Origin of the sequence: Amycolatopsis sp. NBC_00438, from assembly GCF_036026695.1 — a bacterium.
Classification (GTDB): domain Bacteria; phylum Actinomycetota; class Actinomycetes; order Mycobacteriales; family Pseudonocardiaceae; genus Amycolatopsis.
In genome coordinates, this window is sequence record NZ_CP107923.1 from 5901940 (window position 1) to 5914027 (window position 12088).

Sequence of the window (12088 nt, forward strand, 5' to 3'; positions counted from 1 at the left end):
GTCCATGTACTCCACCGAGATCGAGGTCCGCACCGGTTCCGACGCCGTCGTCCACGACCTCACGCACGAGGCCGAGTCGTTCCTGCGCGACGCGGACGCACACGACGGGCTGCTGCACGTCTGGGTCCCGCACGCCACCGCGGGCCTGGCGATCCTCGAGACGGGCGCGGGCAGCGACGAAGACCTGCTGACCGCGCTCGACGAGATCCTCCCCCGCGACGGCCGCTGGCGGCACCGGCACGGGAGCCCCGGTCACGGCCGTGACCACGTGCTTCCCGCGCTGGTGCCGCCCTACGCGTCGGTCCCGGTGCTCGGCGGCGTGCTCGCGCTGGGCACCTGGCAGTCGATCTGCCTAGTGGACACCAACCTCGACAACCCGGTCCGCCGCGTGCGGTTCAGCTTCCTCGCGGGCTGACCGGCCCGGCCAAAGCGCGACCGCCAGCCCGGCGGCCAGCAGCGCGCCGAGCACCCAGCCGCCGGTCGTGACGTCGGGCGCGTCCGGTACACCCTGCAGCAGGCTGCGCAGGCCTTCGGCGGAGAAACGGAACGGCGTCCACGACCAGAGCAGCGTGCGGTAGGCCGGGTTCAGCAGCTCCGGCACCTGCCCGGCGACGGCGGGCGCGACCAGGTAGAGCGGGCCGAGCACGGCCATCGCGCGCAGCCCGAGCAGGCGCAGCAGGCCGGCCTGCACGGCGGCGAACGCCGTCGCGGCGAGGAACACGAAGCCGAGGACGTCCGCGGTCAGCGGCAACGCGGCGTCCCACAGCGCGAAGAACCCGGCCACCACGGCCGTGACCAGCACCCCGACCCCGATCACCTGCAGGAACCGGGCGCCCGCGCCGAGTGCGCGTCCGGTGCGCTTCGCCGGCTGCGTCAACGCGAGCCCGGCGACGAGAGCGCCGATCCAGGCCAGGGCGCTGGCGGCCAGCGGCGCGGTCCGCCCGGCGAGGCTCACCGGGTGCAGCACCTCCTGCTTCGGCGCAGCGGCCAGCGCGCTCGCGGCGCCGGTCAGCGCCTGCTGCGCGACTTGGGTGCCCGCCGGGTTGACCGCGCCCGAGGTGACGACCGTCGCGGACGGTCCCGGCCCGAGTTCGAGCACGCCGTAGACCTTCTTGTCCTCCAACAGCTTCCGCGCGTCGGCCGGGGTCGCGATGGTCCACGCGAGCTGGCCGCCGCCGTGCGCGGCGATGCGTTGCGCGACTTCCGGCGGTGCGGCGACCGCGACCGGGACGCCGTCCGGCGCGACGGTGGCCTGCGCGCCGAAGGTGAGGAACCCGAGCGCCACCGCCACCAGCGCGCCGGCCAGGGCGGCGACCAGGGCGAGAGCCCCGGCGGGGCGCCGGACAGGACCGGTCATGACAGCCTCCATTTATTCTTCGTGCGTTGAATTAATCTCACGGTAAGAGCCGTCGCCGAAGAAGTCAACACGTGTTGAATAGTGCCGCCGGTAACCTCGGACCCGTGACGAAGACGCGGCTGGTGCTCTGGGACATCGACCACACGCTGGTGGACTACACCGGCCTCGGCGCCGCTTGGTACACCGCGGCGCTGGCCGCGACGACCGGCGCCGAACTGAAGACCTACCCCGACTTCGGGGGCCGCACCGAGCGGGCGATCAGCACCGACCTGCTCATCGCGCACGGCATCGAGCCGACTGAGGAGCTGCTCCAGGCGCTCTGGAAGGCGCTGATCGCGGAGTCCGAGCGGGCCGTCGAGCACCTGCCGACCAGCGGCCGGGCCCTGCCGGGCGCCGCGGCGGCGTTGACCGCGTTCGCCGGGCACGACGAAGTCGTCCAGTCCCTGGTCACCGGCAACCTGCCGGAGATCTCGCGGCACAAGCTCGCCGCGTTCGGTCTGGACGAGCACCTCGACCTGGCGATCGGCGGTTACGGCACGCTCTCGGCGCACCGCCCGGACCTGGTCCCGCACGCCGTCGCGCAGGCCGTGGCCAAGCATGGGACGCCGTTCGCCGCCGACGCCGTGGTCGTCATCGGCGACACCCCGAGCGACGTCGAAGCCGCGCTGGCCCACGGCGCGATCGCGGTCGCCGTCGCGACCGGGCACTACCCCGCGGCGGAACTGCGGGCGGCGGGCGCGCACACGGTGCTGCCGGATCTGGCCGACACGGACGCCGTCCGGAGCGCCGTTCTCGGCTGACAACCCCGAGGGTCGTCGTCCTTCGGACCGGGATGACCCTCACTCCGAGGGAGGACTCCCCTAAGGGAAATCTCGCTCTGCCGTCGGATGTCCGGAACGGCCGCACTCGCCAGACTTCCCTTCATGACTGAAACAGCGTCGGCGGGCCTGCCCGCCGGAGGGGGACGCATCCGCGGCACGGTCGCGGTACTGAGGCAGCGGCTGCCGTTCACCAGCAGTGTCGTCCTCGCCATGCTCCTGCTGGCCGTCGCGACCGGGGCGCTCTGGAGCGCCGCCGAAGACCGCGCGGCCTACCCGTTCGTCGCCTACGGACTGCCGTCGCTGGAGGCGGGCCGGTGGTGGACGATGCTCACCGGGCCCTTCTTCGCCGTCATCCCCTGGTATTACCTCCCGATGGTCGGCAGCTTCGCGCTCTTCGCGGGCTTCGCCGAGTGGCAGCTGGGGACGCGCCGCGCGCTGGCCGTGACGATCGGCGGTCAGTTCGTCTCGGTGCTCGTCGCCACCCAGTTCCTCGCGCTGTCCCGCAACTCCGGCTGGCTGTGGGCCGAGCGGATGGCGGGCAGCCTCGACGTCGGGTTCTCCGGCGGCGCGCTCGCCGCCGTCGCGGTCGCCAGCGCGACGCTGCGGCCGCCGTGGCGCCTGCGGCTGCGGGCCGGGCTCTGCGTGTACGCCGGCGTCGCGATCATCTACGTCGGCACGCTCGCCGACCTCGTGCACTTCTTCGCGCTGGTGCTGGCCATCCCGCTCGGGAAGCGGCTCGTCGGCCCGCGCGGCACGACCGACACCGCGGGGCCGAACGTGCGGGAGTGGCGGCTGCTGATCGTCGCCGGCCTGCTCCTGCTCACCGTCGCCGAAGTCGTGATGTTCCTGGTGCCCGGCGACGGCCCGTTCGGCTCCGCGGAAGGCGTTTCGCTGACGGCGCCGGAGCTGGCGATCCTCGTCCTGCTGGTGGTGCCGATGCTCAACGGCCTGCGCAAGGGCGGCCGCGTCGCGTGGCGCTGGGCCGTCGCGCTCTCGGTGTTCGTGACGCTGCAGGGCCTCGCGGCCGCCACCCTGATCGGGCTGGCCGACGTCTTCGGCGGCGACTACGACACCGCGGGCCTGCCGCTGTTCTTCGTGGACAATCTCTTGTGGACGGTCGAGCTGATCGTCCTGATCGCCGGACGTCACGCCTTCCGGGTGCCGTCGCGACGCCGGCTGCGGCGCCACGCCCAGGGGCCGGGGGTGGCGCTGGCCCGCACGCTGCTCGGGCGGCACGGCGGCAGCACGCTGTCGTGGATGACGACGTGGCCGCGCAACACGTACTTCGTCCGCGAAGACGGCCGTTCCTACCTCGCCTACCGCCGTCACGCGGGCGTCGCGGTCGCGCTCGGCGACCCGATCGCGCCGGACGGCACCGCGGCGGCGACGGTCACCGAGTTCGCGACCATGTGCGAGAACTCCGGCCTGGTGCCGTGCGTGTTCTCGGCGACCGAAGCCACCGTCGCGGCGACGCGTGAGCTGGGCTGGCAGCACGTCCAGGTGGCCGAGGACAACGTGCTCGACCTCGACGGCCTCGAGTTCCGCGGCAAGGCGTGGCAGGACGTCCGCTCCGCGCTGAACAAGGCCGCCAAGCAGCACATCGACTTCCGGCTGGTCCGCTTGGCCGACCAGCCGGAACCCATCCTCGCCCAGGTCCGGGCGTTGTCGGAGGAGTGGATGTCGGACAAGGCCATGCCGGAGATGGGCTTCACCCTCGGCGGCCTCGACGAGGCGATGGACCCGGCGACCCGCGTCGGCCTCGCGGTGGACGCGGAGGGCGTCGTCCACGGCGTGACGTCCTGGCTCCCGGTCTACACGGGCGCGGGCAAGGTCGGCGGCTGGACGCTGGACGTCATGCGCCGCAGCGCCCACGGTTTCCGGCCGGTGATGGAGTTCCTGATCGCGTCGGCCTGCCTGGCCTTCCGCGAAGAGGGTGCCCGGTTCGTTTCCCTGTCCGGCGCTCCGCTGGCCCGCAGCGCCGACGGGGCGCCGACGCGCACGATCGACCGGACGCTGGAGTCGCTGGGCCGAGTGATGGAGCCGTACTACGGGTTCCGTTCGCTGCACGCGTTCAAGGCGAAGTTCCAGCCGCGCCACGTCCCGCTGTACCTGGCGTTCCGCGACGAGGCCGACCTGCCGCGGATCGGCCTGGCGCTGAGCCGCGCGTACCTGCCGGACGTCCGGCTGCGCGAACTGGCGAAGCTGGTCAGTAGCTCTCGGGGACGCTGATCCGCTGCGGGAATGGGATTTTCCGGCGGCTGACGACGTTCTGGTCCTTCGCGATCAGGGCGCCGTCGGTCAGCCGGAGCCAGTGCCCGTTGTGCGAGTCACTGAACGCGACCATCACCCCGGGCGTCAGATCCGTGTCGAGCCGGGCTTCGGGCACCGCCATGCGCCACTTTCCCGGCGGCAGCACGGCGTAGAGGTACTCGTCGTCTTCGATCTCCGGCCCGCGGTGCAGGGTGGAGCCGGTCATCGGCAGGCTCCGCACGAGGTCGAACGAGACGACGACGTGGTTGATCGCCTCGGCATTGGCGTTGGCCACGACCATGCACGTGCGGGGCCCGGCCCGCTCGATCCACGCGGTGACCTTCGCGGCCTGCTCCTGCCGCTCACGCACGTCCCGCTGCCGCCGGTCGGCGCGCGCCTGCCGCCCGTCCCGGATGGCGATCCACAGCGCGACGGCCACGGCGGCGACGGTCCCGACGGCCCCCGCCCACTGCCCGGCCGCGCCCCACCACTCCGGACTGCGGCTGCGCGTCGTCCAGCCCCAGGCCTTGGCCAGCAGCGGTCCGAAGAGGAGCAGGAACCCGGCGACGCCCAGGACACCGAACGCGCCGGCGCGGAGCCGTGCGAGCCGCTTGTCCATGGGCCCAGCCTGCCGGACCCCGGCGCTCAGCGGTAGGTCGTCGGCGGCGGCGTGATCGTGCCGCGGTCCGCCGCCGGGACGAACCGGTAGCTCTTGAGGATCCCCATCAGGTCCTCGCGGATCGTGGGTCCGGAACGGTCGGCATCCGCGTACGCCACCACGACGCCGGACGTCACGGCGTCGACGCCGGTGAAGCCCATGGCCGCGACCACCGCGTGCTTCGCCGCGCACTCCCCCGGGTCCGTCGGGATCACGTCCGCGACGACGATCCGGGCGGGTGCCTTGGTGCCGTCGGCCTTCGTGACCTGGGCGTCCGTGCCCGCGTCCGGCGTCACCGTGGCCAGGGGCCCGTTGTCCGGGCTGTACGCGCTGACGCCGAGGTCGGTCACGGCCTTGCGCGCCGCGGCGCCGGGGTCACCCAGGGGTTCGGTCCTGACGCCCGCGCCGCCGAGGTCGTTCTTCCGGCAGAAGTTCCGGCCCAGGAACGCACTCGTGACGAGCGTGATGCCCGGGACCGCGCCGGTCTTCTCCCAGCCGTGCACGGTGGTGGGTTCGGGTTCCCAATTCGGCGGCACGTCGTAGGCGTACGAGCCGTCCTTGCCCGCGACGGACCGCCAGCCGCTCACCGCGGCGGGCACGGTCACCCGCGGCGACGGTGTCACGACCAGCGGCGGCAGCGGCGCCGGCGTCGACGACGGCCGGTGCGACTTGCCGACGCCGAAAGCGTTCAGCACCCCGGCGATCAGCGCGATGAGCACCAGCCCGACCCACGGCGCCCGCGACGAGCGTCGCCACTTCGGCGGCTTCGCCGCAGGGCGGATCCGCTTCGGCTCCGCACGCGGTGGCTCGACGGTCTCGGGGGTTTCGAAGCCACCGCCCGACGGGAAGCGCGGCGCGTCCGCGGGCTCGTAACCACCGAACCCGCGAAGCGCCGCGTTGTCCTCGTACCCCGGCTTCGCGTCGTCGCGACGCCGGGAAAACCTGCTCATTACGACCGGACGAGCTTGACCAGGTGCTCGACGACGGCTTCGACCGCGATCTCCTCGCGCTCACCCGAGCGCCGGTCCTTGACCTCGACGACACCGTTGGCCAGGCCGCGCCCGACCACCAGGATGGTCGGCACGCCGACCAGCTCGGCGTCGGCGAACTTGACGCCGGGGGTGGCCTTGCGGTCGTCGAGGATGATCTCGAGGCCGGCCGTGTCGAGCTCGGCGGCGAGCTTCTCGGCGCCGGCGCGCACGGCGTCGTCCTTGCCCGCGATGACGATGTGCACGTCGAACGGCGACACCTCGCGCGGCCAGATGATGCCGAGGTCGTCGTGGTTCTGCTCGGCGAGCACGCCGACCAGCCGCGAGACGCCCACGCCGTAGGAGCCCATCGTGATCCGGATCGGCTTCGAGTCGGGGCCCAGGGCGTCCAGCTCGAAGGCGTCGGCGTACTTGCGGCCGAGCTGGAAGATGTGCCCGATTTCGATGCCGCGCGCGGCGACCAGGGTGCCGTGGCCGTCCGGCGACGCGTCGCCCTCGCGGACCTCGGCGGCCTCGATGGTGCCGTCCGGGGTGAAGTCACGGCCGGCCAGCAGGTCGACGACGTGGTGGTCGGCCTTGTCGGCCCCGGTGACCCAGGCGGTGCCGGGCGCGATCCGCGGGTCGGCGAGGTAGCGCACGCCGTTGTCCTGCAGCGCCTTCGGGCCGATGTACCCCTTGACCAGGAACGGGTTCGCCTTGAAGTCGGCCTCGTCGAGCAGCTCGACCTCGGCGGGCTCGAGCGACGCTTCGAGGCGCTTCATGTCCACTTCGCGGTCACCGGGGAGCGCGACGCAGACCAGCTCCCACTCCTTCGCACCCGGCTGACGCGTCTTGAGCATGACGTTCTTGAGGGTGTCGGCGGCGGTGAACTCGCGGCCGAGCCCGGCCGCGTTGAGGAAGTTCACCAGCGACTCGATGGTCGGCGTGTTCGGCGTGTGGTGCACCTGCGCCTCGGGGCGGCCTTCGATCGGCTGCGCGGCCGGCGCGGGCGTCACGACGGCTTCGACGTTCGCCGCGTAACCCGACTCGGTGCTGCGGACGTAGGTGTCCTCGCCGGTCTCGGCGACCGCGAGGAACTCCTCCGACGCCGAGCCGCCCATCGCGCCCGACGTCGCCTTGACCACGACGTACTCGAGGCCGAGGCGGTCGAACAGCTTCGTGTAGGCGGCGCGGTGCGCCTGGTAGGAGCGCTCGAGGCCCTCGTCGTCGAGGTCGAAGGAGTACGAGTCCTTCATGACGAACTCGCGGCCGCGCAGGATGCCGGCGCGGGGACGCGCTTCGTCGCGGTACTTCGTCTGGATCTGGTACAGCGTGACCGGGTAGTCGCGGTAGGAGCTGTACTCGCCCTTGACCGTCAGCGTGAAGAGCTCTTCGTGCGTCGGGCCGAGCAGGTAGTCGGCGCCCTTGCGGTCCTTGAGGCGGAAGAGGCCGTCGCCGTACTCGGTCCAGCGGCCGGTCGCCTCGTAGGGCTCCTTCGGCAGCAGCGCGGGGAACTGGATCTCCTGCGCGCCGATGGCGTTCATCTCGTCGCGCACGACGGCCTCGACGCGGCGCAGCACGCGCAGGCCCAGGGGCAGCCACGAGTACCCGCCCGGGGCGACCCGGCGGACGTAGCCGGCGCGTACCAGGAGCCGGTGGCTCGGTACCTCGGCGTCCGCCGGATCCTCGCGCAACGTGCGAAGGAACAACGACGAAGTCCTGGTGATCACTGCGGGGCTCCCTGCGCCAAGCGGGTGTGAAAGTCCCGCTCAGGGTAGTCACTCCCCCCGTCATGACTCCAACGGGTTACTCGACGGGCCGTTTTTGTCGGTGGTGGTCGCTAGCGTGCGGGTCATGAAACTTCGCATGGCCATGATCACGATCGACTGCGCGGATCCGCGCGGGCTGGCGGAGTTCTGGACAGCGGCGCTCGGCACGACCGTCGCCCAGGACTTCGAGGGCGAGTTCCTGTTCCTCGCCCCACCGGAGGGCGGGCTGACGCTGGGGCTCCAGCGGGTGCCCGAACCACGCGCGGGCAAGAACAGGGTCCACATCGACTTCGGTGCCGAAGACCGGGAAGCGGAGGTGAAACGGCTGGTGGCGCTGGGCGCGACCGAGCAGGCGCAGCACGAGGTACCGGGCTTCGCGTGGACGGTGCTCTCGGATCCCGAGGGCAACGAGTTCTGCGTGTCCGGCTCGCACGCCGGGTAGTTCCCGGCTGCCGGTCCACTCCGCGTCGCCGCGGCGGCGCGGGTAGAACTGGCGCATGAGCGCTCGCGTACTGCTGCCGTGGACCGACATCGAAGTGCCGGAGGGGATCGAGGCCGCGTATTACGACGGCCTTGGCGCGCCTCCGCCGGCCCTCGACGATGTCGAGTTCTACGTGCTGCCGTACGACCGCGGGCCGGAGCCACCGCGGCTGATCAAGGACCTGCCCTCGTTGCGCGTGGTGCAGGCCCTGTCGGCCGGGGTGGAGGCCCTGGTGCCACTGCTGCCCGCCGGCGTCCGCCTGGCCAACGGACGCGGCCTGCACGACCTGAGCGTCGCCGAGCACACCCTGGCGCTGATCCACGCGAGCCAGCGGGACCTGCCCCGCTGGCTCGCCCAGCAGGAGCGCCGGGAGTGGGTGCGCGAGCACACGCGGTCGCTCGCGGACAGCCGGGTGCTCCTGGTCGGCTACGGCTCGATCGGGCAGGCGATCGAGCGGCAGCTCCTGGCGGCCGAAGCGGTGGTGACGCGGGTGGCGAGCCGGGCGCGTCCGGACGCGGACGTGCACGGCGTCGCCGAGCTGCCTTCGCTGCTGCCCGAGGCCGACATCGTGGTGCTCGTCCTGCCGGACACCCCGGCGACGCGCGGCCTGCTCGGAGCCCCCGAGCTGGCCGCGCTCCCCGGCGACGCCCTGGTGGTCAACGTCGGCCGCGGCACGGCGATCGACACGGAGGCCCTGCTCGCCGAGACACGAGCCGGGCGGCTCCGTGCCGCCCTCGACGTGGTGGCCCCCGAACCACTGCCCGCGGACCATCCACTGTGGACGGTGCCGGGCGTCGTCCTGACACCCCACATCGCGGGCGGCTCGGCGTCGTTCTACCCGCGCGCCAAGAAGCTGGCCGGAGACCAGCTGCGGCGGTACGTGCGGGGCGAGGAGCCGCTCAACCTCGTGCCGCTGGACTGACAGCTACCCGACGTACACGTGCCATTCGTCGTCGACGCGGTATCCGCACCGCTCGTAGACCCCGAGCGCGCGGTGCGCGTTGTCGACGTCGACGTTCAGCGCCGACCGGTCGAACCCGGCCGCCTTCGCGGCCTGGAGCGTGTGGCCGAGCAGCCCGGACGCGACGCCGCGGCCGCGCAGCGCGTCCCGGGTGCCCACCCAGGTCGCGTAGTGCTCGCGGATGCCGGTCACCTCGGCTTCGGACGCGTAGAAGTGGCTGAGCACGAAGGCCAGGACCTTGTCGTCGTCGAGGACGAGGAACGACAGGTCCGGCCGGAAGTCCTTGGAGCCGGTGACCAGGTGGCGCCAGGCGCCGGGCTCGTAGGCGGTGCTGCCCCAGTGGTCGCCGAAGGTGTCGTTGCGGGCGTCGAGCGTCGCGAGGTCGTACCCGAAATCGAACGGCACCGGCTCGACGCCGTCCGGCAGCGGTGGCTGCGGCGGCAGCTCGGCGAGGCCGACGCGCATGTTCACCATCGTCCGCCGGTGCTCGTAGCCGGCCGCGGCGAGCACCCCGGCGATCCAGCGCTCGTTCTGGTGGTTGCCGTGGTGCAGTTCGAGCGGCGCGCCCGGGAAGGCACGCTCGTGGACCTCGCGACTCGTCCGGGTGAACCAGTCGACCAGGTGCGCGCCGACGGCGTCGTCGCGGTGCTCCGGGTGCACGACCGACTGGAGCCGGATCATGTGCACCGGGTTCGCGGCGTCGCGGCGGCGGACGAGGCCGTAGCCGACGAGCCGGTCGCCCGCCCAGGCGCCGGTGGTGGCCCTGGCCAGGTCGATGTTGGGCCCTTCGAGCTCCTCGCGGAGGTCTTCGGTGCTGAGGTGCTCACCCGTGCGGTCGACCGCTTCGGCGGCGGCGTAGAGCCGGGCGAGGGCCGCGTCGTCGTCGAGCGTGAGAGGCCGCCAGGTCAGGTCCATGCGCCGAGGCTAGGCCGGGCGGCACCGGCCACGCATCCCGATTTACGCTCAGTACGTGCTGGTGCTCCTCCCCCCTTCCGAGACCAAGGCCGACGGCGGCCGCGGCGCCCCGCTGGACCACGCCGCCCTGTCGTTCCCCGAGCTGAACCCGACCCGCGCGAAGCTGGCCGACGCGCTCGTCGAGCTGGCGGGCGACGTCCCGGCCAGCATCGCGGTCCTGGGCATCACCGAGCGCCAGGTCGGCGAGGTCACGCGCAACGCGCGGCTGTGGACGTCCCCGACGATGCCGGCCCTGCGCCGCTACACAGGGGTGCTGTACGACGCGCTCGACGTGAAGAGCTTCACGAGGGCCGGGCTGGCGAAGGCCCAGCGCCGGCTGGCGGTGACGTCCTCGCTGTTCGGCGTGGTCTCGGCCACCGACCCGATCCCGGCGTACCGTCTTTCCGGCGGCAACTCCCTGCCCGCGCTCGGCACGATCCGCGCCATGTGGAAGCCGGTGCTGGAGCCGGTCCTGCAGAGCATCGACGACCTGGTGGTCGACCTCCGCTCCGGCACGTACTCGGCGTTCGCCAACCTCCGCCCGGACGCCGTGACGGTCCGCGTGGTCACCGAGAACGCCGCCGGCGAGCGCGTGACGGTCAGCCACTTCAACAAGGCGTACAAGGGCCGCCTCGCCCACGTGCTGGCCGTCACCCGCGCCGAACCGTCCACTGTGGACCAGCTGGCCAAGGTCATCCGGAAGGCGGGCCTGACGGTGGAACGCACCGGCGACCACGCCCTGGACCTGGTCACCGAAGGCTGACGTCGGCGCCCGCCCTCTGCAACGGGCCGCCCCCGCGCGTTACCGGGAACAACCGGCGACGGGACGCTGGAACAACGCACCCGAGCCGCGCCCGGGAACATCGGCGATCCGCACCGGGCGGAAGCCGTGCCGGAGGTAGTAGGCGTGCAGCCGGGTGTTGGTCTTCCAGGCGTCCAGGCGCAGCCAGACCTTGCCCCGCCGCACGGCCTCGCGCTCCGCTTCGTCGAGCAGCCAGGTCCCGACACCCCGTCCGGCGAAGCGCCGGTCCACGGCGAGGTGACTGAGGTACAACGCGGCCGACGGATCATCTTCAGCAAGCCAGAAACCCTCCGGCGGCTCGTCGTGCAGGGTCATGGTCGCGACCGCCTGCGCAGCCCCAGGCGTTTCCGCCACACCGAGCCGCGCCGACTCACGTTCTTCCGCCACAACCGGCCGCGCCCACTCGAGCGCTTCCGCCACGACGGCCCGCGCCGACCCGGGCCCTTCCGCCACGACCCGCCGCGCCGTCTCGGGCTCTTCCGCCACAACGGGCTGCGCCCGCCCGGCCGTATCCGCCGCGACCGGCTCCGCCGACTCAAGCCCTTCCGCCACAACCGGCTGCACCCGCCCGACCCTTTCCATCGCAACAGGCTGCGCCTGCCCGACCCCCTCCGCCGCGCCCGGTTGCGCCGACTCGAGCACCTCCGTCGCAACCGGCCGCACCCGCCCGGCCGTGTCCACCGCGACCGGCTCCGCCGACTCAAGCGCTTCCGCCACAACCGGCTGCACCCGCCCGACCCTTTCCATCGCAACAGGCTGCGCCTGCCCGACCCCCGCCGCCGCGCCCGGGCTGCGCCGACTCGAGCACCTCCGTCGCAACCGGCCGCACCCGCCCGGCCGTATCCGCCGCAACAGCCCGCGCCGTCTCGAGCGCTTCCGCCACAACCGGCTGCACCCGCCCGACCCTTTCCATCGCAACAGGCTGCGCCTGCCCGACCCCCGCCGCCGCGCCCGGGCTGCGCCGACTCGAGCACCTCCGTCGCAACCGGCCGCACCCGCCCGGCCGTATCCGCCGCAACAGCCCGCGCCGTCTCGAGCGCTTCCGCCACAACCGGCTGCACCCGCCC

At 72.8% G+C, this 12088-nt stretch carries 12 protein-coding genes; 6 read left to right on the forward strand and 6 right to left on the reverse strand.

Translation table 11 applies throughout. The features are described 5' to 3' along the window. The first annotated feature begins 4 nt into the window (after positions 1-4). Complete coding sequence (locus OG494_RS26140; protein ID WP_328443148.1) at positions 5-415, forward strand: secondary thiamine-phosphate synthase enzyme YjbQ; 411 nt, start codon at positions 5-7, stop codon at positions 413-415. On the opposite strand, the gene OG494_RS26145 is transcribed toward OG494_RS26140, so the two are convergent. Then, the gene (locus tag OG494_RS26145) at positions 353-1357 is read right to left on the reverse strand and encodes an ABC transporter permease (RefSeq protein WP_328443149.1); all 1005 of its coding nucleotides are present in this window, start codon (positions 1355-1357) and stop codon (positions 353-355) included. The genes OG494_RS26140 and OG494_RS26145 overlap by 63 nt on opposite strands. A 104-nt stretch (positions 1358-1461) precedes the next feature. Between OG494_RS26145 and OG494_RS26150 the strand changes: the two genes are divergently transcribed. Together OG494_RS26150 and OG494_RS26155 are read left to right on the forward strand one after the other, a co-directional pair. Beyond that, entirely contained in the window at positions 1462-2157 is a 696-nt protein-coding gene (locus tag OG494_RS26150) for a haloacid dehalogenase-like hydrolase (RefSeq protein WP_328443150.1), read from the forward strand. A 123-nt stretch (positions 2158-2280) separates the two neighbouring features. Next, positions 2281-4407 (forward strand): bifunctional lysylphosphatidylglycerol flippase/synthetase MprF, encoded by a 2127-nt coding sequence (locus tag OG494_RS26155; RefSeq protein WP_328443151.1) that lies wholly within the window; start codon positions 2281-2283, stop codon positions 4405-4407. Here the strand turns inward: OG494_RS26155 and OG494_RS26160 are convergent. From OG494_RS26160 to OG494_RS26170, 3 genes are read right to left on the reverse strand one after another with little or no spacing between them, the layout of a single operon-like run. Then, positions 4385-5047, reverse strand: coding sequence for a hypothetical protein (locus OG494_RS26160; RefSeq protein WP_328443152.1), 663 nt, complete (start codon positions 5045-5047; stop codon positions 4385-4387). The two genes, OG494_RS26155 and OG494_RS26160, sit on opposite strands and share 23 nt — an antisense overlap. Before the next feature lie 26 nt (positions 5048-5073). Further along, the gene (locus OG494_RS26165; RefSeq protein ID WP_328443153.1) at positions 5074-6036 is read right to left on the reverse strand and encodes a hypothetical protein; all 963 of its coding nucleotides are present in this window, start codon (positions 6034-6036) and stop codon (positions 5074-5076) included. Then, complete coding sequence (locus tag OG494_RS26170) at positions 6036-7784, reverse strand: proline--tRNA ligase (protein WP_328443154.1); 1749 nt, start codon at positions 7782-7784, stop codon at positions 6036-6038. Before OG494_RS26170 ends, OG494_RS26165 begins: the two co-directional genes overlap by 1 nt. A gap of 124 nt (positions 7785-7908) precedes the next feature. On the opposite strand from OG494_RS26170, the gene OG494_RS26175 reads away from it, so the two are divergent. Together OG494_RS26175 and OG494_RS26180 are read left to right on the forward strand one after the other, a co-directional pair. Beyond that, entirely contained in the window at positions 7909-8265 is a 357-nt protein-coding gene (locus tag OG494_RS26175) for a VOC family protein (RefSeq protein ID WP_328443155.1), read from the forward strand. A 55-nt stretch (positions 8266-8320) separates the two neighbouring features. Further along, a complete protein-coding gene (locus OG494_RS26180; protein ID WP_328443156.1) occupies positions 8321-9226 on the forward strand; it encodes a 2-hydroxyacid dehydrogenase in 906 nt (301 codons plus the stop codon). Between the two features lie 3 nt (positions 9227-9229). On the opposite strand, the gene OG494_RS26185 is transcribed toward OG494_RS26180, so the two are convergent. Continuing rightward, positions 9230-10180 carry a GNAT family N-acetyltransferase gene (locus tag OG494_RS26185; protein WP_328443157.1) on the reverse strand — a complete coding sequence of 317 codons (951 nt, stop codon included), beginning with the start codon at positions 10178-10180 and terminating at the stop codon, positions 9230-9232. A 55-nt stretch (positions 10181-10235) separates the two neighbouring features. Between OG494_RS26185 and yaaA the strand changes: the two genes are divergently transcribed. After that, positions 10236-10982 (forward strand): peroxide stress protein YaaA, encoded by a 747-nt coding sequence (gene yaaA / locus OG494_RS26190; RefSeq protein ID WP_328443158.1) that lies wholly within the window; start codon positions 10236-10238, stop codon positions 10980-10982. 39 nt (positions 10983-11021) lie between these two features. Here the strand turns inward: yaaA and OG494_RS26195 are convergent, their stop codons facing one another. Then, positions 11022-11768: a GNAT family N-acetyltransferase gene (locus OG494_RS26195; RefSeq protein ID WP_328443159.1), complete on the reverse strand. Its 747-nt coding sequence runs from the start codon at positions 11766-11768 to the stop codon at positions 11022-11024. Positions 11769-12088 lie beyond the last annotated feature (320 nt).

Excerpts from the sequence above, each read along its gene's own strand:
- OG494_RS26185 (WP_328443157.1), bottom strand. The coding sequence starts at position 10,180 with ATGGACCTGACCTGGCGGCCTCTCACGCTCGACGACGACGCGGCCCTC.
- OG494_RS26195 (WP_328443159.1), bottom strand. The coding sequence starts at position 11,768 with ATGGAAAGGGTCGGGCGGGTGCAGCCGGTTGTGGCGGAAGCGCTTGAG.
- OG494_RS26140 (WP_328443148.1), top strand. The coding sequence starts at position 5 with ATGTACTCCACCGAGATCGAGGTCCGCACCGGTTCCGACGCCGTCGTC.
- OG494_RS26180 (WP_328443156.1), top strand. The coding sequence starts at position 8,321 with ATGAGCGCTCGCGTACTGCTGCCGTGGACCGACATCGAAGTGCCGGAG.
- OG494_RS26175 (WP_328443155.1), top strand. The coding sequence starts at position 7,909 with ATGAAACTTCGCATGGCCATGATCACGATCGACTGCGCGGATCCGCGC.
- OG494_RS26155 (WP_328443151.1), top strand. The coding sequence starts at position 2,281 with ATGACTGAAACAGCGTCGGCGGGCCTGCCCGCCGGAGGGGGACGCATC.
- OG494_RS26145 (WP_328443149.1), bottom strand. The coding sequence starts at position 1,357 with ATGACCGGTCCTGTCCGGCGCCCCGCCGGGGCTCTCGCCCTGGTCGCC.
- OG494_RS26165 (WP_328443153.1), bottom strand. The coding sequence starts at position 6,036 with ATGAGCAGGTTTTCCCGGCGTCGCGACGACGCGAAGCCGGGGTACGAG.
- OG494_RS26160 (WP_328443152.1), bottom strand. The coding sequence starts at position 5,047 with ATGGACAAGCGGCTCGCACGGCTCCGCGCCGGCGCGTTCGGTGTCCTG.